Raw genomic sequence first — 22,848 nt, 5'->3', positions numbered from 1 at the left:
TGCCAGCTGCCGTCAGTCGACTAGCTGGAGCCAGGCCTCGGCCAAGGCAGCGTGGCCGGCCGGGGTGGGGTGGACCCCGTCGTCGGCCCAGTGCTCCGGCTCGGCGAGCTTGCAGAGTTCGGTGAACATTCGATCAGCGGCCAGCAGCTCCGCGCCGTACTCCCGGGCCAGCTCGTTGACGACCTCGAGCTTCGGGTCCAGGTCTGCACGCCACTGTTTGCGGAGCGCCTCGTCGATCCGCAAGTCCCCGTGCTCGAGCGTGCCCCGGATCGGCAGCATGAACGATTCGATCAGGATCAGCTGCGTGCCGGCCTCGGCGAGTGGGGTCAGCAGGCGCTCGTAGCCCGCGCGGTACTCCGCGGCCGTGATCACTCGACCATTCTCGGGATCGAACGACCACCAGGCGGCGTCATTGCCTCCGATCATGATCGATACGACATCGGGCTCAGCGGCCAGTACGTCGTCCTGCCAGCGGGCCTCGAGGTCCATCACCTTGTCTCCGCGCCAGCCGGTGTTCAGCCAGGTCACCGGCCGATCCGGGTGCCGCAGTCCCCACTCCCCCGCGACGCGCAGCGGGTAGCCCGTGCCGAGGCCGTCCGGATCTTCGAGACGGTGGGAGTCGGTGACCGAATCGCCGGTGAACATCACGGTGCTGCCCGGCTTGAGCGTGATCGTCATGCGAACCACCGCTTCGCGGCCGCGTCGAAGGCGTTGCGATCGGCATCGCCGGCCCAAGCGACCACGCCATCCGGCCGGACCAGTACGGCGGCCAGTCCGAGATCGTCGTTCGCCCGGCCGGCGGCGTACCGGTAGTTGCTGTTCAGCTCCAGGTCGGCGAGACCCCCGGTGAAGTCGAGGAGGACGCCGTGTCCGTCCTGCATCAGGTCGGCGAGACGGGTGCCGTCCTCAAGGCGGAACTCCGGAGCGATCCGGCCGACCAACGGGTGCTCGCTGCCGAGGTCGTAGCGGTTCGCCATGCCGGAGATCTTGCTGTAGATGTACTGCGCGCCGTCGGGGGTGTCGAGGAGGTCGCGCATGACGCCTTGCATGGCTCGACCGTGCGGACCGGGCTTCAGGACGGTCACCTGCGCGCGGGTCCAGTCGAGGACCCACTCGCCGATCGGGTGGCGCTCGGTGGTGTAGGTGTCGAGCAGTCCGTCGGGCGCGTGGCCCTGGATGGTCGCGGCGAGCTTCCAGCCAAGGTTCATCGCGTCACCGAGACCGCTGTTGAGGCCCTGCCCGCCCAGCGGCGAGTGGATGTGCGCGGCGTCGCCGGCCAGCAGAACCCGGCCCTTCCGGTACGTCGTCGCCTGCATCGCGCGGTCCGTGTACGTCGACGCCATCCGGAGTTCGGTGATGGTCACGTCGGTGGCCGACACCCGGCGCAGTACCTCCTGCAGGTGGTCCTTCGTCGGCTCCTGTGTCCGGTCGTAAGCACCGCCGTCGAAGTCCATCACGCCGATGTGACCGGGGGTCTTCGACAGCATCACGTAGAGGCCGTTCGGGGTGGTGGTGAAGCCTTGGTTGAGCTTCGTCGGGTCGTCGACCTCGGCCTGGAAGGTGTAACCGGTGAAGGTGGGTTCGGTTCCGACGAACTCGAATCCGGCCAGCTTCCGGACTGCGCTCCGGCCGCCGTCGGCGCCGACGACCCAGCGCGCGGCGTACTCGCTGATCCCGGTCCGGAGGGTGACGTGGTCGTCGTACTGGGTCAGGTCGGTGACGGGTTGGCCGCGACGGACCTCGACGCCGTACTTGGTCGCGCGGTTCTCGAGGACCTGCTCTACGTGGGCGAGGTCGGTCATCACGGCGTCCGGGGCTTGCGTCGGCAAGCGGTACGGCATTCCGGTGACGTCGATCTTGGCCGGGTCGATCATGATGCCTGCGAAGTGGCCGACGCCTTGCAAGGTCTTTGGCTGGTCTTCCAGTTCGTCGACTTTCAAGAGGTCTTCCAGCATCCCGCGTCGGTAGAACCCGGCCAGCGAGGCGGCCATCAGCCCGCGCATGCCCAGCGGGGCTGCGCGCCAGACCGAACCGGCCTCGGGCTCGCGTTCGAGCACCACGACTGACAATCCCCGCAGGCCGAGTTCGCACGCCAGGTACAGCCCGACTGGTCCGGCACCGACTATCGCTACGTCGTACATGAGATCTCCCTGTTCTTGAGTCACGGGAAGACCGTGGCACCGGGGACTTGTAGGGCCCTGGCACCGGACGCATTCAGTGCTGGCACTGCATCTCAGCGCCTGGCATCGCAGAGCGCGTTGCCGATCAGTTGGTCGGCCAGCTTTTGCTGGCGCAGGGCGTCGGCCCATTCGCGGCCGAGGACGCTCGACATCGAGACGACCGCGCTCCGGCGTCCGTCGGTCGTCACGCCAGTCTCGGTGATGAAGCCGCCGTCGCCGCCGCCGTGTCCCCAGTACTCGCCGCCGCACGGGAGCGGGCGCTTGAAGATGCCGAGGCCGTATTTGCTGTCGGGCATGAGCTCGGCGACCTGGGGGTCAAGGTTGCTGAGGTTGGTGGTCATCTCGGTCAGCTGAGCGGGCTTGAGGAGGCGGCCGTCGAACAGGGCCCGGAAGAACTCGTTGAGGTCCGCGGTCGTGGACACGAGCGAGCCGTCGAGGTCGTTGATGACCTGTTCGGTGACGTCGATCAGGCGGTTCTTCTCGAACGGCTGGTACGACTGTGCATGTGGGGTCGGGAGTTGTGGGCTGAGATCGGGCCGCGTGTGGTGCAGGCCGAGTGGGCGGATCACGCGCTGGCGGAGTTCGTCGTACCAGTCGTGGCCGGTCGCTTCTTTGATGATCATGCCGAGCAGGACGTAGCCGATGTTGGAGTAGCGCCATCCCGTGTCGGTCCGTGGCTCGTGGCGGAGGGTGCGCGCGACGAGGTCGGCCGAGGTGTAGCGGTCGAAGCGGTGGCGGTAGAAGTCTGCTTCGGTGGCGAAGTCGGGGAAGTCGTCTTGTAGGCCGTGCGTGTGCTGGAGCAGTTGGCGGATGGTGATCTTGCGGCCGTTGTTGCCGTTGCCCTGGATCAGCCCGGGCAACCATCGCTCGACCGTGTCGTCGAGCGAGAGCCGTCCCTCCGCGACGAGCTGCAGGACTACGACGGCCTTGAAGGTCTTGCCGGTGCTCGCGATTCGGAAGTATCCGTTCGACGGGACCGGACGCTTGGAGTGCAGGCTCGCGACACCTGCGGTGGCGACCTCGGTTCGTACGCCGACCGCGCGGGCCTGCACTCCGGTGACACCGGCTGCGTGGATTGCCGCTGTGTCACTTGCTAGCTGGGGCGTTGGGGCCGCAGTACCGATCATTGCCATCACTAGCGCGAGGATTCTCATGTCCAGAACGCTATTTCTGGCGCTGGCGTATCCCCAGGGTCTTATCCCCCGGAAGAAATCGCGCGGAAGATATTGACAGCGGTCAGCTGCTGCGCAGGATCCTCGCCATTGCCTTGCCGCGGGCCAGCTCGTCGACGAGCTTGTCGAGGTAGCGGATCTCGCGCATCGTCGGTTCCTCGATCTCCTCGACCCGGACGCCGCAGACCACGCCCTTGACCAGGGCGCGATCCGGGTTGGGGCGCGGCGCCTCCGCGAGGAAGGTCTCGAAATCGACCTCCTTCTGCAGTTGCGCCGCCAGCCCCGCCTGGGTGTACCCCGTCAGCCAGCAGATGACCTCGTCCACCTCCGCGCTGGTCCGCCCCTTGCGCTCCGCCTTGGCGACGTACAGGGGGTAGACACTCGCAAAGCTCGTCGCATAGATCCGAGGTTTCGCCATACCGACAGGGTGCCAGCTCCGTGCGTCAAACCCGCTCAGGGTCGTCCATGAACCTGCGGACATCCTGTGCACACCGACAAGCCACCGCAATCTTGGCGGCCCACCGCAGAGCCTCTTCCCGAGTCGGTACGTCGACAATCGTCACGCCACCGATGAGTTCCTTGCTCTCCGGATAAGGGCCGTCGGTGATCACCCCGTCGGTCCCGACCACCGCGGGATCCGCGGCGAGCAACGGTTCGTCGGTGTCGTAGTGAACCCCACCGGCGAACACCAGCACCCCCGCATCCTTCGCCTCCCGACAAACCGCATGCGACTCCTTGCCCACCTGCGGGAAGTCCTCCTCAGGAATGTGATCCATCGCGCCCCGGTCGAACGAGATCAAGTAGTAAGTCATCCCAGCACTCCCAATCCGGCGGCCACCCGACCACCTCTCACCCCTGCAACGAACCGCACCCATCGAATCCGACAGGGTGGTCCTGTCGGTCGGAGGAAATTGCCTGCACCGCGTGGCCATTCCCGCAATACTGGCCGGCGTGGATGAGGTCACAATCGTCGTCGCCCACAGCGAGCGTACGACGCTCCGCGTGGGCGACGTCTTCCTGAAGGTGGATGCGAACCCAGCCAACCTGGCGGTTGAGGTCGAGGCGATGGCGCTGGCGCCTGTCCCGACTCCAGAGGTCCTTTGGCACAACCCACCTGCACTTGCGCTGGCAGCTGTCCGCGGTACCGCGCTCGGCGTTCTCGGCAAGCCCTCCCCCGCCTCGCCGGCCGCCTGGGCCGCGGCGGGTGCCGTCATTCGTCAACTCCACGAGGCGCCGCTACCGCCCTGGCCCGGTCGCCGCCTCGACGACATCCGGACCCGCCTCGATACCGAATGCGAGTGGCTGACCAGGAACGCCGTACTCCCCTCGAACGTGATCGAGCGCAACCGAGAGATCGCCGAAGCCGCGCTCCGCCCGTACACCCCCGCCTTCACCCACGGCGACCTGCAGATCACCCACGTCTTCACCTCGAGCGAGGCTGTCACCGGCATCATCGACTGGTCCGAAGCCGGCCAGGACGACCCCCTCTTCGACCTGGCCACCCTCACCCTCGGCCACGAAGACCGCCTCCCCCACCTCCTCGCCGGCTACGGCCAAGACGTCGACCACGAAGTCATCCGAGCCTGGTGGTCGCTGCGCAGCCTCTCCGCCGCCCGCTGGCTCATCGAACACGGCTTCGACCCCAACACCCCCGGCGCCGAATTCGACGTACTGAGAGCCCGGATGTAGCGCAACGTAACAATCTGCCCCGGACACCGCGCCACATCTGGACGACCGCCGTACCGAGGATCACTCTCCGGATAAGGGGAGCGTCTCAGGGGGGTCATGATGTTTTCAGCCACGTCACTTTTCGTTGCCGCCACACTGGCGGTGCTTCCGCTCCAGGCGTGCGTCAAGCCCACTCCAGCCGAGGCATCCATAGTGAAAGGCTGGATCGGCAAGGCCAGTCAGCTGGACGATCCGCTCAAGGGCACCTTCAAAGGCGGCGACGACGTCTTCCGGAACCAGAAGAAGTCCCTGACCCAGACGATCAACGAACTGCCGCCACCGGAACAGATCAACAAGGTATCGCCAGAGCTGCAGGCCGAGATCCGCGCCGCCGCGGCCCGGGTCCAGGTGCAGATCACGTTCTACAACAAGGTCGACGCGGTGGCGGCCTCGATGGCGACGAAGCGGGTGGTTGCCGCCCAGGAGATACCGGCACTCATCAACTCCACGCGACGCCAGTTGCTGACCGACGAAACCAGAGACGCCCTGCGGGACTTCGGCCGCGATGTCCTGCAGGAAACAGCCTGCGAGCTCGCCTGGAGGTACTACCTGCGGGAGAACGAGCGAGAGGCCGTCACGGACCAACTCACCGCCGGCGCCGTCGAACTGTCCTACACCGACCAGATCCGCAACCCGGACGACATGACAACCGACATCCTCCTCAACGCGATCGCCAGTACCGCGAAAAGCCGTTTCGCGCCCGCCATGGCCTGGCGAGACTATGCCGACGGACTCCGCCAGAAGGCCTACACCCTGACGAACAACGGCGCCGAGCTCATTGAACACCCCGACGGCGGCGATTTCACCTTCGCCCTCCTCTACTTCATCGGAGGCTGCCTCAACACTCCAACGCCCTGAGATATGCCAGTGCCGTAGGCAGGTACTCCGAGATCGGCGCGCTGGTGTCGAGAACAAGGTAGTCAGACGCCGGCCGCTGCATGCCCTCCGCCGCGCGAGCGAACCTCTCCGCCTCACCCGGCGTCGCCTGGAGATCGACCGGCGGCTGGTCAATACTCAGCCGCTGACTACGCAACCGCTTCCTGCTACGAAGCCTGGAGTCAACGAGCGCCAGGTCCCCCGTCCTGCATTCGATGTACTTGTATGCCGCCCCATGTTCTCTGGCCATTGTCTGACCCTCGTCGAGAATCCTGGGCCAAAAACAAGGACTGTCGACGATCACACAACTGCCATCCCCAAGAGCATCCCGAGCCAAGGCATACAACACCTCGTACGACGCCGGTCCGCTCTGCTCCACCGCGATTCCGGCCTCCAGCAACCCAGTCTTCACCACGTCATGATCAAGCCGAACCGCCCCAACCGTCCGAGCGATCTCCTTCGCCAACGTGGTCTTCCCTGACCCCGGAACCCCCGACATCTGCAGCAGGAACAAGCGATCAACCACCTTGTCTGTCGCGGTGCGTAAACTGAACTGTGCCTGATCGACCTGAGATTGTGTGTATCTGCGGGTCTACCCGCTTCGTGGACGAGATGCGCGCAGCGAACCGCGACTTGACCTTTGCAGGCGTCATCGTCGTCGCGCCGGGCGAAGCCAACGAGGTGATCACCGACGAGCAGAAGGCTGCGTTGGATGCCCTTCACCTGCGCAAGATCGACCTGGCCGACCGCGTCCTGATCGTCAACCCCGGCGGGTACGTCGGCGAGTCCACAAGCCGCGAGATCGCCTATGCACGCGCCGCCGGCAAGCCGGTCTCGTTCACCGATCCTGCGTGACCTGGCTTGTCAGGTGCCAGACCTCCTGCATCGGAGCCCACGGGGAGTCGGCGGTCATCGGTTCTTGGCAGGGGTCGGTGAGGGTCCACCAGCGTTGGGTTTCGGGGTCGGCGGCGATGCGGGCCTGGTCGGCCTCGTGGTCGGTGCCGGTGTATTCGTAGTAGCCGAAGAGTAGGTCGTCGTGCAGGAAGATCGTGAAGTTGCGGATGTTGGCGTCGAGCAGCATCCGCTCGACGGAGGGCCAGACGTCCGAGTGCAGCCGGAGGTACTCCTCTCGTTTGTCCGGGCGTAGCCGGGTCAGGATCCCGTAGCGCTGCTGGCGTTCCATATCGATCTCCTCAATTCAGGCGTTGAGCGGGGCGTTGTTCGATTCCTCGCCCGGGTCGCTCGGGAGCAGGCGGCGGCCGGCGCGTTCCGGGCGGAGGTGGGAGCCGGCTGACGTCGGATCGGGGATTCGATGGCGAGCTGCGGCGATCGCCTTCTCATCGAGGCGGATACCCAGGCCGGGGCTGTCGCCGAGGACGTAGGCACCATCCTCGACGCGCAGGTCGAGTACGACGCCGACTGGTGGCCGGAGGTCCTGTAGTTCACTAACTAAGTGGTTGGGTACCGAAGTCGCGGCGTGCAGCAGTCCGACCGGTGTCGTGCCGATCGGGCTGACCGGCAGGTCGTGTGCGTGCGCAAGGGCCGAGACCCGCAGGAAGTGCGTGACACCCCAGACCGCGGCCGTCTGGACAATGTCGACAGCGCCCGCCGCGAGCAGCGGGCGGAACTGCTCGAGCCCGGTGAGATTCTCCCCGCTGGCAACCGACGCGCGGATTCCCCGGCCGACGATCGCGTGCCCTTCGGCGTCCCAGCGCCGTACCGGCTCCTCGATCCAGGTCAGGTCTAGGGTTCGCTCGAGCTCGCTGACGTGGCGGACCGCTTGCTTGCGCGTCCAGGTCTCGTTGACATCGAGCATCAGGCCTGGCCGTGCCCCGTGACCGGCGTCGGTAAGGACGTCCCGAACGAGGGCGAGGCGGTGCCGGTCGCGTTCGATGTCTAGGCCGCCTTTGAGCTTCGCGACGCGCAGTCCATGGTCGGCGTAGGTCCGATACAGCGCGACGAGTTTGTCGTCGTCCAGGGCGATGTCCAGCCCGGAAGCGTACGCAGGCACGCGGCGGTCACGGCCACCGAGCAGGCGCCACAGCGGCTCCCCGGCTGCCTGCGCCTTGATGTCCCACAGTGCGGTGTCCAGTGCACCAATGGTGCCGAACAGCGCGCCAGCGTGACCTGCCTTGAACGTACGACGCAGCATCCGGTCGTAGAGGGCGGTGACGCTGCGCGGATCCTCGCCCTCGATGGCGGCGAAGATGTTCTCGAGCTCCACATGGGGTCCGAGCCCGATGCCGGTGATGCCTTCATCGGTGTCGATGGCAACGATCGGGACCGGTACGACGCCATCGGCGTACAGGCCGTTGGCGTCGCCGACCGGCCGGCCCCAGTCGTGGACCGTGGTGAAGGTCCGGTAGCCAGTGATGCGCATGTCAGCCCTTCGTCGAGCCGGCGGTGACACCGTCGGCGATCTGGCGTTGCAGGAAGAGATAGACGACCAGCACGGGGATCGCCGCGATCAGTACGCCGGATGCGAACGTCGGAATGTCATCGGAGTACTGGCCGCGCAACGCGGTGACGCCGACCATCAGCGTGCGGTGCTCCGCGGACGGCATCATCAGCAGCGAGATCAGTACGTCGTTCCAGCAGAACAAGGCGTTGAGCACGCCGACCGACAACAGCGCCGGGGCGGAAGTTGACCCCGAGCAGCAGCGGCCACAGCCGCAGCCCGAGGATGATCAGCACCGCCGGTGCGAGCAGCACGTACGGCGCGAGGCGTTCGGCCCGTGACCCGCGCCGGGACGACGGTCCGGCTGGACGCGACCGCCGTACCGGCGTTGCCTCCTCGGCCGGCCCGGCCGGAGCCGGGACAGCCGAGGACAAGGACTGTGGAGTCACGCAGATCAGCTCGTCTTGTCGGAGGCGGCCAGTTGCTGCACGGCCTTGTCCACGGTGATCGAGCCGCTGAGCAACTGCTGGGAAAGTCGGCCCATCAGCTCGAGCGTCTTCGAGGAGAGTGCGACGTGCAGAGCGGGCTTGCCGGTCTTGACCTCGGAGACGATCGTCGCGACGGCCGGGCCGCCGGTGGAGACGTCGAGCGTGGTGTCCGACGCGATCGCGCCGCCGTCGTCGTAGAAGGCCTTCAGGGCATCGGTCGAGGTCAGCGAACGGACCAGATCCGCGGCCACCTTCGGGTCCTTGGTCCACTTGGCGACCGCGTAGCCGATACCGCCGTCGTACGGGAGGCTCGGCTTGGCCGCGGGGTTGACCAGCGGCGCCTGCATAACGCCGACCTTGTCCGCGCCGAGGAACTCGCCGAAGTCCTTCCAGTGCCCGATGTCGGACATCAGGCCGATGACGTTGGCTGCCTTACCGGACTGGAAGACCGCGAACGCGTCGTTGAACATCGCGGTGGAGTTGGCGCCGGGGTTGTTCAGGCCGGCGTCGTTGGTCTGCTTCCAGAGCTCGAAGATCCGCTTCACGTCCGGTGCCGACCAGTTCCGCTTGCCGGCGATCCAGTCGTCGTACTCCTGCGGTGTCAGCGTCGCCGATCCCATCGCAGACAGGAAGAACTGGATGCCGAAGCCTTCCTTGTTGCCGAGCGCGAAGCAGTTCGCGCCGGTCTTCGCCTTGATCACACCGCAGTTGGCGGTGAACTCGGCCCAGGTCCGGGCCGGGGCGTCCGGGTTCAGGCCGGCCTTCTCGTACAGCGACTTGTTGTAGTAGAAGGGGTGGCCTTGCAGCGTGACCGGCGCCGCGTAGATCTTGTCCGACTTGGTGAACGCGCCCCACCCGGCCAGCCGCTCCTTGTCCTCGGCGACATAGTCGTCCAGCGGGGTGAGCGCGTCGGCGCGGTCGCGGATCTGGCCGCCGCCGTTGAAGAGGATGACGTCGGGTCCCTTGCCGGCCTGGATCGCCGCCCCGAGCAGTGTGTAGTACTGGTCGTACGGCTGGGCCACGAACTCGACCGTGACACCGGGGTGTTTCTTGGCGAAATCGGCCTTGGCCTTCGCCACGTAGCCGGCCGCCTTCGCGTCGCCGGACTTCCAGTCCCAGACGACGAGCTTGCCGGCGTCGGCGGTGGACGGGGAATCCGGTCCCGCGGCACTGCCGCAACCGGCGGTCAACGCCAGGCCCAGGGCCAGGACGGCGGACCAGAGTGTGCGCTGCTTCATGTCGTGCTCACTTCTTCCGACGAGTGACGGGCGTCCGGCCCGCGAGGTGGCGTAAACATAATTCGTATGACGTATGACGTCAACGGCTCAAGTGCAGTACACTCGGGCCGACGCTCACCGCTCGGCACCGGAGGAAAGATGACGGCTTCAGGCCAGCAACCGACCGCGAGCGCGCCCGCCGCGGCGTGGCCGCGCCGGCCCGCCAATCTCGCGAGCGCGGTCACCGCCGAGCTCGTGCAACGCATCGTCCGCGGAGTTCACCCCTCCGGTACGTCGTTGCCGCCCGAGCCCGCGCTGTGCGAGGCCTTCGCGGTCAGCCGGACCGTCATCCGCGAGGCGGTGAAGGTCCTCCAGGAGAAGGGCCTGGTCCAGGTGCGCCAGGGCGCGGGGACGGTGGTCACCCCGCCGTCGCAGTGGAACATGCTCGACCAACTCGTCCTCGGCGCAGTCATCGCCGAGGACGACAGCCTGACCGTCCTCGACGACCTGGTCGTCACCCGCCGGTTGCTGGAATCCGATATGGCGCTGGTCGCGGCCCGGACCGCCGACCAGGAGAGCATCGACCGGATGCGCACCCTCGTTGACCTGATGGACGAGCTCGTGGACGACCCCGTCGCGTATCGCGACCAGGACCAGGCCTTCCACGACACGATCATGCAGGCGTCCGGCAACCGCATCGCGCGTGGCGTCGTACGGGCGTTGGAGAGCCAGGTCGGCAACACCGCCAGCTACATGGGCAGACGAGAACGCGCGCTGTGCGTGGCCTCCAACCAGGGACACCGCCGGATCTACGAGCGGATCGCGGCGCACGACCCTCGCGGCGCGGCCGACGCCATGACTGCCCACATCACTGAGGCCTGGCTCGTGCGTCGCGACGGATCGTCGAACCCCGGCCGCCTGGACCGCTGATGAGCATCGTGCGACTCGCGTACGGCGAGACCGGGCTGGACCTAGCCGTCGACCCGGCAGTCACCACCGTGGTCACACCGACCCACCACCAGGCGACCGAGTCGCCGCGAGAACTTCTTCGCCGGGCGCTACGTACGCCGGTCGCGGGTCCGCCGCTGCGGGAACGTGTGCAGCGTGGTCAGACGGTCGCCATCTCTGCCTGCGACGGAACCCGGCCGCAGCCCCGGCACCTGATGATCCCTGCAATCCTGGAAGAGCTCGACGGCCTGATCGACCTCGACGACGTCGTCGTACTGGTTGCCACCGGCACCCATCGCGGCAATTCTGAAGCCGAGTTGCGGGCGATGTTCGGCGACGAGGTCGTCGACACGGTACGCATCGTCAACCACGACGCCCGCGATCGCGACAGCCTGACCTGGCTGGGCTCACTGGGTTCCGGCGTACCGGTCTGGCTCAACAGCGAATGGGTCGCCGCGGACGTCCGCATCACCACCGGTTTCGTCGAACCGCACTTCTTCGCCGGCTTCTCCGGCGGCCCCAAACTGGTCGCGCCCGGCCTCGCCGCCCTGGAAACCGTGCTTGTACTCCATGACGCCCGCCGCATCGGCCACCCCCAGGCGGCCTGGGGAATCATCGAGGGCAACCCGGTGCACGACGACGTACGAGCCATCGCGGCAGCCACCGGCGTGAGCTTCGGTTTCGACGTAGTCCTCAACCAGGACAAGGAAGTCGTCGCCGCCTTCGGCGGGGACCTACTGCCAATGCACGCCGCGGCGGTCCACACCGCCCGCGCAGTCGCGATGCAACCGGTGCCCCACCTGTACGACGTGGTCGTAACTACGAACTCCGGCTACCCGCTCGACCAGAACCTCTACCAGGCCGTAAAGGGCATGTCGGCTGCCTACCAGGTGACCAAGCCCGGCGGCACCATCGTCTGCGCAGCCGAGTGCCGCGACGGCTTCCCCGACCACGGCTCCTACCGCGAGGTCCTGGCTTCGGCCGACTCACCAGCTGCCCTGTTCGCCGAGATCTCCGCCCGAACAGTGACCGTCCCCGACCAGTGGCAGGTCCAGATCCAGGCCCGCATCCAGGCCGACTGCCACGTAGTCATGCACACCTCACACCTAACCGACGCCGACCTAGCAACCGCACACCTGCAACAAACCAAAGACATCACCGCGACCGTAGCCAACGCCCTCGCCACAGCCGGCCCCAACGCCCGCCTCTGCGTCCTACCAGAAGGCCCCCAAACAATCCCCTACGTCGACCCAGCCGCTGCAAACAAAAGACCGGCCGGTAGCGAAGGCCATCGCCGTCGCGAAGATCCACCGCCCGGCAGCATCTCGATACTCGGTTGACGACAGACGGGTCCGATCGATCGGATGACCTTGTGAGTTACCGCAAGGTCTACGCCGACCAGGCCGACATCGACACCCCGCTCGTCCGTGAACTGGTGGCCGCGCAGTTCCCGCAGTGGGCCGCGCTGCCACTGGAGCCGATCGACTCCGGTGGATTGGTGAACGCGATCTACCGCCTCGGTTCTGACCTCTCCGTACGGCTGCCGCTCCGCCCCTCAATCAACGGCATAGTGCACCGAGAGCAGGCGAAACTCGCAACACTCGCGCCGTTCCTACCTGTGACCATCCCTTCTGTCGAGGCAATCGGCACACCCACCGATGCCTACTCGGGCGAGTGGTCCGTCCACGGCTGGCTCGCCGGTACGCACCCCTCCCCCGACGCGCTGGTGGATCCGCGCGGTCTGGCAACGGACCTCGCGGCGTTCATCCAAGCGTTCCGACAGATCGACTTGCCGGACCGGCCACCGGCGTACCTGGGCGAGCGCCGTACAAGATCTCCAATGGTGTCGATGGACTCCCCAACCCGGGAGGCAATCCACGAACTAGACGGCCTGATAGACACTCGCGCCGCGCTAGCGTCATGGGAGGAGTCGCTCGCGGCGCCGTACGACGGGCGCGAGGTGTGGGTCCACTCGGACCTGACACCAGGCAACCTGCTCGTCTCAGCGGCCGGCCGGCTGACCGCAGTACTCGACTTCGAGACGTGCGGTGTCGGCGATCCGGCATGCGACCTGTTTCCCGTCTGGTACCTGCTGCCCGCCACCGTCCACAACGACTTCCGCGCCACGCTGGACGTCGACGACGCAACCTGGCTCCGCGGCCGCGGCCGCGTGCTGTCCCAAGCCCTGATCGTGCTGCAGCACTTCAACGACACCAACCCGGCACTCGCAAACTACGCACAACACGCCGTCGACAAGGTCCTCACAACTTCTCAAGCCTGCTCAAGCTGACCGAGCACCCAGCGTAGACGTCGCCACCAGCAAGAGCGTCTAGCACTTCGTACGACGCCCGCGGGCAGAACGGCATTGTTACGCGTCGAAGGCGTAGCGCAGAGATCCCCTCAAGATGCGCTTCTAATCAAACTTGACTAGATGTTCCTCCTCGTGCATTCTGGTCAAGTAGTCAAACTGGACTAGTCTCAACCAATCCGTTCGCAACACCGAGAGAAGGAATCGAACCCATGGGAAACCTCGCGATCGGGACGAGAGGGTCGAGCGGAGGTGGGCGCACGTCGGCGACGAAGCTCCTGGTACTCGGTATCGTGCTCCTCTCCGGCGGCGCGCATGGCTACCAGGTGCGGTCCGAACTGCAGAGCTGGGGTGCGGAGAGTTGGGCCAAGATCAAGCCCGGCTCGGTTTATCACGCGCTGAAGAAGGCGGCGACTGATGGCCTCCTCACCGAACACGCCGAGCCGGGCAACTCCGGGCCGGAGCGCATCCTGTACCGGGCGACGGCACGGGGCCGCGAGGAGATCGTCGAACTGGTCCGCGACGGTCTGCGGCGCACCCATGACCCGGACATGCTCAATGCATCCATCGCGATGTTGCCCATGTTGACCAGGACAGATGCCATCGCGCAGGTTAACGAGCGGATCGGGCGCCTGGAAGCGGAGCTCGTAGTGCAGGCCAAGTGGCGGGAGCACCCCAATAGGGACGCCCCCGAGCACGTCCGCGATCAGGCCGAACTGTGGGCGGGGCAGGCACGCACCGAACTGGAGTGGGCGAAGAGCCTGAGCAAGCGACTGTCTGAGGGCGCCTACACCATGGCCGATGATCTGGGTTCGTGGCGAACGGTCCCCGATCCCCTCAAGATGCGCTTCTAATCAAACTTGACTAGATGTTCCTCCTCGTGCATTCTGGTCAAGTAGTCAAATTTGACTAGCTCAACCAATCCGTTCGCAACACCGAGAGAAGGAATCGAACCTATGGGAGAGTTCGCGATCGAGACGAGAGGGTTGAAGAAGAGCTTCGGCAAGACCCACGCGGTCGCCGGTGTGGACCTGGCCGTGAGCGCCGGGGGCGTGTACGGCGTGCTCGGTCCGAACGGGGCGGGCAAGACCACCACGATCCGCATGCTGGCCACGCTCCTGCGCCCCGACGCCGGAGAGGCGCAAGTGCTCGGTTACGACGTCGTGCGTGACGCCCGGGCGGTGCGGAGCAGGGTGGGCCTTACCGGGCAGTTCGCGTCGGTCGACGAGGACCTCACCGGGGTGGAGAACCTGTTGCTGCTCGCCAGGCTGCTCGGCTACTCGCGCCCGCGGGCCAAGCAGCGAGCGGCCGACCTGCTCGACGCGTTCGGTCTTGCCGAGGCAGCCGACCGGCAGGTGAAGAAGTACTCCGGCGGGATGCGCAGGCGCATCGACATCGCGGCGAGCCTGGTCGTCACCCCCGAACTGATCTTCCTCGACGAGCCGACCACCGGGCTCGACCCGCGCAGCAGGAATCAGGTGTGGGAGATCGTCAGGGGTTTGGTCGCCGAAGGCACGACCGTGGTGCTGACCACGCAGTACCTCGACGAGGCCGACCAGCTGGCCGACCGGATAGCGGTGATCGACCACGGCAAGGTCATCGCCGAGGGCTCCAGCGGCGAGCTCAAGGCATCGGTCGGCGCCGGCTCGCTGCACGTACGCCTCCGTGGCCCCGAGCAGCGGGCCGAGGCCGAACGGGTCCTCGCCGCCGCTCTCGACGTGCCGATCGAGCTCTCCGCCGACCCGGCCGCGCTGTCCGCGCGGATCTCCGACCCCGAGCGGGTCGCCCGTTCCCTGGCCGAGTTGTCCCGCAGCGGCATCGACGTCACCGAGTTCGCGCTCGGTCAGCCGAGCCTGGACGAGGTCTTCCTCACCCTGACCGGACACGCCGCCGAGGAGACACCCGAGGAGGATGCCGCATGACCGCCACGTCCGCAGAACAGGCGTCGGCGCCGGTCACCGAGGACGCGCTGCGCAGCGTGCTGTTGGCCGGTGAGCGGCCGGCACGCCCCGGCCCGGTGCGCACCTCGTTGACATTCGGCTGGCGCGCTCTGCTGAAGATCAAACACGTCCCGGAGCAGCTCGTCGACGTGACCATGTTCCCGATCATGTTCACACTGATGTTCACCTACCTGTTCGGTGGCGCGCTCGCCGGGTCGACTCAGGAGTACCTGCAGTTCCTACTGCCCGGGATCCTGGTGCAGGCGAACGTCATGATCACCATGAACACCGGCATAACGCTGAACACCGACATCCAGAAGGGGGTGTTCGACAGGTTCAGGTCACTTCCGGTGTGGCGACCGTCGCCGCTGGTCGGCGCCCTGCTCGGCGATGTGATGCGCTACTCGATCGGGTCGGCGATCGTGATCGCGCTCGGCCTGGTCCTCGGGTTCCGGCCAGAGGGCGGCGCCGTCGGGGTGCTGCTGTCGGTGGCACTGCTGCTGGTGTTCTCGTTCTGCCTGTCGTGGCTGTGGACGATGCTCAGCCTGATCCTGCGCACGCCGAACTCGGTGGCGGGGGTCAGCATGATGGTGATGTTCCCGCTGACGTTCGCGAGCAACATCTTCGTGGACCCGAAGACGATGCCCAGCTGGATGCAGGCGGTCGTCGAGGTCAACCCGATCACCCACCTGGCGACCGTGGTACGCGGCCTGATGCACGGCTCGGTGCCCGCCGGAGAAATCGGCTGGGTGCTCGTCTCGTCCGTACTTCTCGTCGCGGTCTTCGGTCCCATCACCATGGTCCTCTACCGCAACAAGAAGTAGCTGCCGCTACCGCGAGCACTTGGTCGAAATCAACTCCGACAACCCGGCCCACTCGGCCAACGCCATCACCGGTACCAGGCCCGGACACGACAAGGAGAGCCGAATGAGCACCATCCCCAAGAACAACTCGGAAACCGTTGCGCACACGCCCGGGCGGGCGAGCAGCATCGGGGTCTGGATTCTGCAAGTCGTGCTGGCGGCGATCATCGCCGGCGGCGGAATCTCGAAGCTCGCCGGCGACCCGGTCATGGTGGACATGTTCGCCGACATCGGGGCCGGCCAGTGGCTCCGGTACCTGGTCGGAGCGCTGGAGGTCGCGGGAGGGGCTGGACTTCTGATCCCGGCTCTGGCGGGCCTCGCCAGTCTCGGGTTGGCGGCATTGCTGACCGGTGCTGTCATCACCGATCAGTTCGTGCTCGAGCAGAGCCCTTGGCTGCCGCTCGCCTTACTCGTCGTGGCGGCCGTGATCGCAAGGACGCGGTGGTCGCGCACCGAGTCCGTCGTCGGCACGCTGCTCAGGCGCTGAGACAAACCTCTCGAACGGAGATGTGAGATGAACGAGATGGCCTTTCGCGTGACATCAAACGATGGCACCACCATCGCCTACGACCGGAAGGGAAGCGGTCCGGCCGTCATTCTGGTGGGCGGAGCACTCGACGACGGGGTGGAGAACGCTCCCTTGGTGCCGGCTCTCGCCGAGCACTTCACGGTCTACAACTATGCCCGTCGGGGACGCGGCGCGAGCGGCTTCACCGAGCCGTACGCCGTGGAGAGGGAGATCGAGGACCTGGATGCGTTGATCGCGGAGGCGGGCGGCTCGACACACCTGTTCGGGGCGTCCTCTGGTGGCGCGCTGGCGCTGGAAGCGGCCGCGGCCGGGTCAGCCATCGACACGATCGCCGTGTGGGAGGTGCCCTACGCGGTCGGGGACGACATACGCCCGCAATTCGAGGAGTACATCGCAGACACCCGACGCGCCTTCGACGCCGGGCGAGACGAGGAGGTTCTCGAACTGTTCATGCGCCTGTCCGGCGCTTCCGACGACAACATCGCGGCCAGGAAAGCGGCAGGCAAGCAGACGTCGCATTGGGCGGATTCGGTCGCCCTCGCGCCCACGCTGGTCCACGACAGCGTCTTCCACAACCGCTACCAATTGCCGGCCGATCGACTGGCAACGGTCACCCAACCGGTCCTGGTCACCACCGGAGGGCCGATCACGGTCCCCTATATGGCAGGCCTGCCCTCGGACTTCTTCGACCGCGCAGCCGACGAGCTTGCAGACCAATTACCCCACGCTCAACGGGAGACCCTCGAGGGGCCGGATCACGTCGTCGACCCACAGACCGTCGGCCCGCTGTTGCTACGGTTCTTCAGCACCGAACACTGAGGGGCCCGCGAGGTGTTGCGGGAAGACCGATCAGGCACCGCGCAAGCAGATCTTCGTCGCGCCAGGGAACCTCCGCAGCCACGCACAGGACGGTGACTGGGTACGAGTAGGCGTTGCCGTTTGCCCATGCGTTGAGGGTGTTGAAGGTTGTCGGGACAACGACCACGGCGTCGGCCGGCGGTGTGCGCTTCGCCTGTCCTGGAGCGCGGTTGCCCGTGACCATCGACGCATCGAACAGGTCCTGTCCGTCGAGCCACGGAAGGGCTGCGTCAGTGGGGATGACGTACGGATCCCAGCCATTAGTGCGAGCAGCTTGGACGCCGTCACCCGTACGTGCGGCCAGCGGCGCACCACAGACGACGATGCAGAGGGTTCTGACAGTCAATCGAGGACTCCTGCGTTCATTGGGCAGCCGCTCGACAGTACAAGCGAAAAGGCCGGTCACCCTCAGGTGACCGGCCTCAATATTTTGTGGAGGTTATGCGGCGTTACTCGAACCAGCCCCTCCTGCTGGACAGGCTCCAGAAGCTTGCGCAGTCCATCGCACTTGACATGGACGAGGCAAGACCGATCGAGCCCGCGCAGCCTTCACGAGTGCACAAGCTGGACGAACGACTCGATGCCGAGACGATGGCCCAAATCGTGGCCGAGTATGAGGCTGGCGGATCGTCGGCGTCGATCGGGGCACTCTTCAGCCTGAGTAAGCGAAGCGTCATCAAGATCCTCCGTGAGGCGGGCGTCAAGGTTCGCTATCCGCGGATGACTGAAGCAGAGCTGAGACGAGCGATAGCGCTCTACAACAGCGGATCGTCATTACTCGAGGTCGGCAACCGGCTCGGCCGCGACCACTCGACCATCCATAAGGCACTAAAACGCCACGGCGTGCGAATGCGGGACTCACACGGGCGGCCCTAGGCCTTTCGCGTATCCGAGGACCGGCGACATCACCCCAGTCCGGTCGGACGACTTCGCGCGTTAAGGCTGTTGTCGAGGTGGTCAAGCGAAAGCGACCGGAGCAACGCCGACCTAGATCTACTGATGGCTCGCCTATGCAACCGTCAGGACTACTCTGAGGGGATGGCGGACCCCTCGGACTACGAGCTCGCGGCATGGCGTGACATCCAGCGGTTCAAAGGCCGCCCACTGTCACGAGGGACGAGGAACATCGGCGAGCAAATGGCCAGCCGCGCCGCCGGTCTCGGCAAGCGTGCCACGGAGTACCTCGAGAACCATCCACGGGCCCAGTCAGCCGTTTCGCGTGGGCAGGAAGTCGCCGCCAAGAGCACTCAAATAGTCGGGACCGGGGCTCGCATAGCCGCAGAGGCCCTCCCCGACTGGAGCGGCACTGCTTTAGGGTCTGCACGGCGGACGCTGGGACGGATCTCGCGGGTTGGACTCTCGCCCAAACGGGTGGTGGCGATGCACAAGAAGCGCGGGCACCACGTCGAGTCACTTCTGGATCTGCGCCGCCTCGATCTGGAGCAGATCGACGCCGTCCGGGGACGCGGAGCAAGCTGGTACTACCCGGCTGCCGCGGCACTTTCGGGAGCAGGTGCAGGTCTTGTGATCTCCGGCGGCGAGATTGTCGTCGCGGCGTCCGGCGGCGCTGCAGCCGCGCCTTCGGGGGCGGCCATTGCCGGCGCCTTCACTGGCGACGCTGCATTCGTTCTCGGCCTTGCGTCTCGTTCTGTGGGCCACGTCTCGCTGCTCTATGGCTACGACCCCGAAGTGCCTGCCGAGAAGCTCTTCGTGATGTCAGTTGTCAACGCCGGCACTGCGACGTCCGCCACGGCTAAGACTGCCGCGATGTCAGACATCTCGCGGCTCACCCAAGCTCTCGTCCGTGGCAAGTCGTGGGAGGTGCTGAGCGAGTCACTCGTCGCGAAAGTCTCCACGCAGTTTGCAAAGGCGTTCGGTATCCGCCTTACAAAGCAAGGGCTCGGAAAGGTGGTCCCCGCAGTCGGGATCATCGTCGGCGGCACTCTCAACTGGGCCACGTTAGAGGCGATCGTTGATGCCGCCGACCTTGCGTACCGGCGGCGGTTCCTGCTTGAGAAGTATCCACACCTCGCTGACGAGGAAGCATCCGGACCGTTTCCCGATGTCGACTCCGCCGATGCGCACGATGCCGAGAAGGCGATCAGTGTGCTCGACGAAGTCGAAGAGGCAGGCGGGCCCAACATCCACTGAGCCCGCGCTACGACCCACGTTGGCGTCGTAGCTTCCGCAAGGAACCGACAGCTGGCAGAACGCATCTAAGAGTTTGCCCGTAGCCCTCCGAGAACTGAGAAGCCGTGACCCTCCTACTTGTACTGCTATACGCCTGCGCCGCCGCTCTTGAGCTAGCGGCGGTCGGCCTGATCGTCTACGACGTGCGGGACAGTCGACGACGCTGGGACAGCTACCGAGCAGGTATCGAGCAAGAAGAGTCAGCGATGGCCAGTGATCTACGCTTCCGCCTTGATCCAATGATCAGCCGATACGGATTCACTCCGGCCCAGATCATGCGGACGATCGGCACGGTTGAGAGCTTGGTCGAAGTCAAGCGGTGGCGCCAGAATCTCGCTGTCGGATCGATTTTCGGCGGGATTATTCTCGGGCTTATCGGAAACCTCGCGAGCCTCGCTGCTTAGCGAGACGGCCTCAATCGTCCGTTTCAGACGTAGACAGTCTCTCTCCGATAACACGCGCTGCCGCCAGTAGACTCGCGACAACCCGGCTTGCGAAATCCCTATCCAAGGAGATCGACTCGCGGTTGATGAGCTCCTCTTGGGTCGTCGGAACTGCGAATAGCGAATCATCTTCGGAGGGCCACCGCGCATCGGGACGTTTTAAGTAATTCGCCGTATAGTAGCCCAGATTGTGAACTAGCGCGTTTCTGAGTTCCTGAGCATGCAGGACATCTCCCCACGTCGGGCCGAGTTCATGGAACTTGACGCCACCGAACTCACCAAAACGCTTCACGAGGAGCGAGAACTGGCGGTCCCAGCTCTTCCGCTCGGCGTCCACAAGCGCAGCAAGAACCGGGTGGTCGCTGAGGTTATACCTCAGGCATCGCCGTTCGAGCAGATGGGCTAGGTATACATGGAAGCACTCCCACGCGGTTACGACCGCTGTCGAATACAAGGTTCGGTCATAAGGGGCGTGACCAAAACCCTCCTCCGGGCCCGACTCTGTCTCATAGATGTCGATCATGTCGGCATCGGGATCGCCAGGCCGTTGCCCAATCTCGGCCCAACGTCGCTCACGATCGGCCTCAATCAGCGGCGGCACGATCTTGATGAGGCCCTGCAGCTGCTCAAGTTGTTCTCGCAGCGCATCGTAGGGGTCCGAGTAGGCCCGTAACTCAGGCAGCATTGCATTCCTACTTCATTGATCAGCCGCGACCACCGCGGGCATCGCAACATCATCACTCGGTGCACACACCCGTGACAACAAGATATTCACGACATGATGCGCGGTCTTAGCGAGACTGTCGACAGCGCGAGCCCGGGCTGGCGATCGTCGCCTCCTACTGGCAAGATCATCGGATGGCTGACTTGCCTTATGAGGCGAACAAGTTCACGAGCTTGAACGGGCCGGCGAGCGGGACACTCCCGGTCTCTATGTCGCGCCTCGTGAGGGCAGCAATGTCTGTCGGCGCGACCCCCATCGCGATGGGCGGACATCCGCGACCGCTTATTGAGCTCCTCTGGCGAGGCGCTATGGTGCAAGCAAGCCTTCAGGAGACATCCGGCCACTGGTATAAAGCACCCGCGTACAAGTTTCTCGATCCGAGCGAAAAAACAGCCGTGAGCTACTTCCTCGGCATGACGCAAGCGAAGATTTCCTGCGAATTACTGCTCGGCGTTCCGCACCTGATTCACCTTGATTCGGTCCTGCAGCTGCTTGGAGCGCCTACGCGCACATCTCGCCCGGACCTCGTTGGCTACGATGCGTTTAGCCGACAGTTCAGCATTTCCGTAGAAGCTAAAGGGCGCAGCGGCGGATGGTTTGACAACATAATCGACAAAGCCAAAGATCAAGCCCGACTCATGCCTGCGGTGGTTGGGCCCAAATCCAATGTTTGCGTTGCTTCACTTGCGTATTTCGGGAGTCGGGGTCGATGGGAAGCATATCTAGAAGACCCACCGAAGTCGAACAGTCAGATAGACGACATACAGCCTTCGACATTGCTTGTTGGCTACTACCGCCCACTCGTCGCCGCTATGTTCGAGGCAGGTATCTCTGAGTCCGAGAGGTCTGACGCCGAAGTAGTTACGAACCTGCCCGGACTCGACGCGAAGCTCGGACTCCCGGAGCCGATCGTTCGGGCTCTTGCAGATATCCCCCGCACCGGGTTCGTCGCTCCTGCCCAGGTAGAGGTAGCTGGTTCTCAGCTGATCGAGGAGGTTGGTGAGCTGTTCGGCCGGGCCGAAATGGCAAACGAGCTGCATCATCCGGATGCCGAGGTATCCGAGGTTTCAGATGAACCGCGGGATCCATGGGAACCCGTCCGGCAGATAGATGCCGAGGATCCCACAACGTCAGTGGGTCTCGATGGCGTCCGCGTCACTCTCGGCCCGTCCTGGTTCAGGGACCGCCAGCTGTAGCGCCGAGGGGACCGTCACGCATCGAGTGCTGATGGTTCCGAGTGTCGGTCCGCTGACCGTTGCACGCGTGCAACGATAATGATCGATTTCACAACACCTCTGTCGATAAGCGACCGGTGTTTCAAGAGATGCTGACCTGGCTCAAGGAGCAGGGCGACATCGACTACGTCATCGTGTACACCTTCTCCCGAGCGTTCCGGAACGCTGTTGATGCCGGAATCACCAAGCGCACGTTGCGCAAGTACGGGACTCGCGTTGCCTCGACCACGCTCGATCTCGGGGAGAGCCCCGAGAGCGCCATGATCGAGACGATCATGCACGCCGTCGACCAGTACCAGTCAGAGCAGAGCGGCGCTGACATCAGCTACAAGATGGGGCAGAAGATCAAGCACGGTGGAACCGTCGGTCCCGCCCCACTCGGCTACCTCAACGTCACCGAGGACTTCGAGGGCCGAACGATCCGCACCATCGCTGTCGATGAGGTCCGTGCGCCTCTGATCGAGACCGCCTTCATCCTGTTTGCAACTGGTGAGTACTCAATATCGCGATTGCAAGCCGAGATGACGGAACGCGGACTCACCACGCGGCCGTCACGCAAACGACCTGCCAAGCCCGTGTCAGACGACCAGCTCCGCAAGATCTTGGGCAACCCCTACTACTTGGGACTAGTCACCTACGACGGCAAACAGCTTCCGGGCCGCCACGAAGCCATCGTTGAGCCAGCAGTCTTCTCCGCTGTTCAAGTCATTCTGGAGATGCGCGCCAAACCCGGATCACGCGATCGAAGCCT

At 65.2% G+C, this 22,848-nt stretch carries 27 protein-coding genes and 1 pseudogene; 16 read left to right on the top strand and 12 right to left on the bottom strand.

All coding sequences use genetic code 11. From position 1 onward, the window contains the following. Positions 1-12 precede the first annotated feature (12 nt). From ACFTSF_RS27430 to ACFTSF_RS27410, 5 genes are all read right to left on the bottom strand, one after another. Positions 13-678, bottom strand: coding sequence for an SGNH/GDSL hydrolase family protein (locus tag ACFTSF_RS27430; RefSeq protein WP_380156772.1), 666 nt, complete (start codon positions 676-678; stop codon positions 13-15). Beyond that, positions 675-2,141 (bottom strand): FAD-dependent oxidoreductase, encoded by a 1,467-nt coding sequence (locus ACFTSF_RS27425; protein WP_380156770.1) that lies wholly within the window; start codon positions 2,139-2,141, stop codon positions 675-677. The genes ACFTSF_RS27430 and ACFTSF_RS27425 overlap by 4 nt, the downstream gene beginning before the upstream one ends. 92 nt (positions 2,142-2,233) lie before the next feature. Then, on the bottom strand, positions 2,234-3,334 hold the full coding sequence (locus ACFTSF_RS27420; RefSeq protein WP_380156768.1) for a serine hydrolase domain-containing protein: 1,101 nt from the start codon (positions 3,332-3,334) through the stop codon (positions 2,234-2,236). A gap of 82 nt (positions 3,335-3,416) precedes the next feature. Continuing rightward, positions 3,417-3,770, bottom strand: a complete 354-nt coding sequence (locus tag ACFTSF_RS27415) for a DUF2200 domain-containing protein (protein ID WP_380156766.1) — start codon at positions 3,768-3,770, stop codon at positions 3,417-3,419. A gap of 25 nt (positions 3,771-3,795) precedes the next feature. Beyond that, entirely contained in the window at positions 3,796-4,164 is a 369-nt protein-coding gene (locus ACFTSF_RS27410) for a YciI family protein (protein ID WP_344149167.1), read from the bottom strand. Between the two features lie 139 nt (positions 4,165-4,303). Here ACFTSF_RS27410 and ACFTSF_RS27405 point away from each other — a divergent pair, with 139 nt between their 5' ends. Beyond that, the gene (locus tag ACFTSF_RS27405) at positions 4,304-5,041 is read left to right on the top strand and encodes a phosphotransferase family protein (RefSeq protein ID WP_380156764.1); all 738 of its coding nucleotides are present in this window, start codon (positions 4,304-4,306) and stop codon (positions 5,039-5,041) included. Positions 5,042-5,233: 192 nt separating this feature from the next. Continuing rightward, on the top strand, positions 5,234-5,938 hold the full coding sequence (locus tag ACFTSF_RS27400) for a hypothetical protein (RefSeq protein ID WP_380156762.1): 705 nt from the start codon (positions 5,234-5,236) through the stop codon (positions 5,936-5,938). Here the strand turns inward: ACFTSF_RS27400 and ACFTSF_RS27395 are convergent. Then, positions 5,919-6,470 carry an AAA family ATPase gene (locus ACFTSF_RS27395; RefSeq protein WP_380156760.1) on the bottom strand — a complete coding sequence of 184 codons (552 nt, stop codon included), beginning with the start codon at positions 6,468-6,470 and terminating at the stop codon, positions 5,919-5,921. The two genes, ACFTSF_RS27400 and ACFTSF_RS27395, sit on opposite strands and share 20 nt — an antisense overlap. Positions 6,471-6,568: 98 nt before the next feature. On the opposite strand from ACFTSF_RS27395, the gene ACFTSF_RS27390 reads away from it, so the two are divergent. Then, complete coding sequence (locus tag ACFTSF_RS27390; RefSeq protein WP_380156759.1) at positions 6,569-6,811, top strand: hypothetical protein; 243 nt, start codon at positions 6,569-6,571, stop codon at positions 6,809-6,811. Here ACFTSF_RS27390 and ACFTSF_RS27385 read toward each other — a convergent pair. From ACFTSF_RS27385 to ACFTSF_RS27370, 4 genes are all read right to left on the bottom strand, one after another. Then, entirely contained in the window at positions 6,795-7,139 is a 345-nt protein-coding gene (locus ACFTSF_RS27385) for an L-rhamnose mutarotase (protein WP_380156757.1), read from the bottom strand. The two genes, ACFTSF_RS27390 and ACFTSF_RS27385, sit on opposite strands and share 17 nt — an antisense overlap. Before the next feature lie 15 nt (positions 7,140-7,154). Then, positions 7,155-8,336, bottom strand: a complete 1,182-nt coding sequence (locus ACFTSF_RS27380; protein WP_380156756.1) for a mandelate racemase/muconate lactonizing enzyme family protein — start codon at positions 8,334-8,336, stop codon at positions 7,155-7,157. Between the two features lies 1 nt (position 8,337). Continuing rightward, positions 8,338-8,571, bottom strand: a complete 234-nt coding sequence (locus ACFTSF_RS27375) for a hypothetical protein (protein WP_380156754.1) — start codon at positions 8,569-8,571, stop codon at positions 8,338-8,340. A 237-nt stretch (positions 8,572-8,808) separates the two neighbouring features. Then, a complete protein-coding gene (locus ACFTSF_RS27370; RefSeq protein ID WP_380156752.1) occupies positions 8,809-10,080 on the bottom strand; it encodes an ABC transporter substrate-binding protein in 1,272 nt (423 codons plus the stop codon). A gap of 138 nt (positions 10,081-10,218) precedes the next feature. Between ACFTSF_RS27370 and ACFTSF_RS27365 the strand changes: the two genes are divergently transcribed. The 8 genes from ACFTSF_RS27365 to ACFTSF_RS27330 all read left to right on the top strand — a co-directional run bounded on the left by ACFTSF_RS27365 (position 10,219) and on the right by ACFTSF_RS27330 (position 17,466). Then, the gene (locus ACFTSF_RS27365) at positions 10,219-10,989 is read left to right on the top strand and encodes a FadR/GntR family transcriptional regulator (protein ID WP_380156750.1); all 771 of its coding nucleotides are present in this window, start codon (positions 10,219-10,221) and stop codon (positions 10,987-10,989) included. Further along, entirely contained in the window at positions 10,989-12,347 is a 1,359-nt protein-coding gene (larA, locus tag ACFTSF_RS27360) for a nickel-dependent lactate racemase (protein ID WP_380156748.1), read from the top strand. Before ACFTSF_RS27365 ends, larA begins: the two co-directional genes overlap by 1 nt. 32 nt (positions 12,348-12,379) lie before the next feature. Further along, positions 12,380-13,297, top strand: a complete 918-nt coding sequence (locus ACFTSF_RS27355; RefSeq protein WP_380156746.1) for an aminoglycoside phosphotransferase family protein — start codon at positions 12,380-12,382, stop codon at positions 13,295-13,297. 230 nt (positions 13,298-13,527) lie between these two features. Further along, positions 13,528-14,169, top strand: a complete 642-nt coding sequence (locus ACFTSF_RS27350; protein ID WP_380156744.1) for a PadR family transcriptional regulator — start codon at positions 13,528-13,530, stop codon at positions 14,167-14,169. Positions 14,170-14,271: 102 nt separating this feature from the next. After that, positions 14,272-15,237: an ATP-binding cassette domain-containing protein gene (locus ACFTSF_RS27345; RefSeq protein ID WP_380156743.1), complete on the top strand. Its 966-nt coding sequence runs from the start codon at positions 14,272-14,274 to the stop codon at positions 15,235-15,237. After that, a complete protein-coding gene (locus tag ACFTSF_RS27340; RefSeq protein ID WP_380156741.1) occupies positions 15,234-16,079 on the top strand; it encodes an ABC transporter permease in 846 nt (281 codons plus the stop codon). Before ACFTSF_RS27345 ends, ACFTSF_RS27340 begins: the two co-directional genes overlap by 4 nt. Before the next feature lie 103 nt (positions 16,080-16,182). Continuing rightward, positions 16,183-16,605, top strand: coding sequence for a DoxX family protein (locus tag ACFTSF_RS27335; protein ID WP_380156739.1), 423 nt, complete (start codon positions 16,183-16,185; stop codon positions 16,603-16,605). Between the two features lie 27 nt (positions 16,606-16,632). After that, complete coding sequence (locus ACFTSF_RS27330) at positions 16,633-17,466, top strand: alpha/beta fold hydrolase (protein WP_380156737.1); 834 nt, start codon at positions 16,633-16,635, stop codon at positions 17,464-17,466. Here ACFTSF_RS27330 and ACFTSF_RS27325 read toward each other — a convergent pair. Next, a complete protein-coding gene (locus ACFTSF_RS27325; RefSeq protein ID WP_380156735.1) occupies positions 17,450-17,851 on the bottom strand; it encodes a flavoprotein in 402 nt (133 codons plus the stop codon). The two genes, ACFTSF_RS27330 and ACFTSF_RS27325, sit on opposite strands and share 17 nt — an antisense overlap. A gap of 95 nt (positions 17,852-17,946) precedes the next feature. Between ACFTSF_RS27325 and ACFTSF_RS27320 the strand changes: the two genes are divergently transcribed. The 3 genes from ACFTSF_RS27320 (at position 17,947) to ACFTSF_RS27310 (ending at position 20,099) form a co-directional block, all read left to right on the top strand. Beyond that, positions 17,947-18,381 (top strand): helix-turn-helix domain-containing protein, encoded by a 435-nt coding sequence (locus ACFTSF_RS27320; RefSeq protein WP_380156733.1) that lies wholly within the window; start codon positions 17,947-17,949, stop codon positions 18,379-18,381. Positions 18,382-18,543: 162 nt separating this feature from the next. Further along, entirely contained in the window at positions 18,544-19,656 is a 1,113-nt protein-coding gene (locus tag ACFTSF_RS27315; RefSeq protein WP_380156731.1) for an EcsC family protein, read from the top strand. A gap of 104 nt (positions 19,657-19,760) precedes the next feature. Then, the gene (locus ACFTSF_RS27310) at positions 19,761-20,099 is read left to right on the top strand and encodes a hypothetical protein (protein ID WP_380156729.1); all 339 of its coding nucleotides are present in this window, start codon (positions 19,761-19,763) and stop codon (positions 20,097-20,099) included. 10 nt (positions 20,100-20,109) lie between these two features. Here ACFTSF_RS27310 and ACFTSF_RS27305 read toward each other — a convergent pair whose 3' ends face one another. Then, a complete protein-coding gene (locus ACFTSF_RS27305) occupies positions 20,110-20,823 on the bottom strand; it encodes a hypothetical protein (RefSeq protein WP_380156727.1) in 714 nt (237 codons plus the stop codon). Positions 20,824-20,996: 173 nt separating this feature from the next. Here ACFTSF_RS27305 and ACFTSF_RS27300 point away from each other — a divergent pair, with 173 nt between their 5' ends. Both ACFTSF_RS27300 and ACFTSF_RS27295 read left to right on the top strand, forming a co-directional pair. After that, positions 20,997-22,058, top strand: a complete 1,062-nt coding sequence (locus tag ACFTSF_RS27300) for a hypothetical protein (RefSeq protein WP_380156725.1) — start codon at positions 20,997-20,999, stop codon at positions 22,056-22,058. A gap of 128 nt (positions 22,059-22,186) precedes the next feature. Further along, positions 22,187-22,801: pseudogene (locus ACFTSF_RS27295) on the top strand (recombinase family protein); the annotation flags it as partial. Positions 22,802-22,848: the final 47 nt, after the last annotated feature.

The organism is Kribbella sp. NPDC056951 (assembly GCF_042674205.1).
GTDB classification, from domain to species: Bacteria; Actinomycetota; Actinomycetes; order Propionibacteriales; family Kribbellaceae; genus Kribbella; species Kribbella yunnanensis.
Note: the sequence above shows the minus strand (reverse complement) of the source record. Positions and strands in the feature narration are given on the sequence as shown.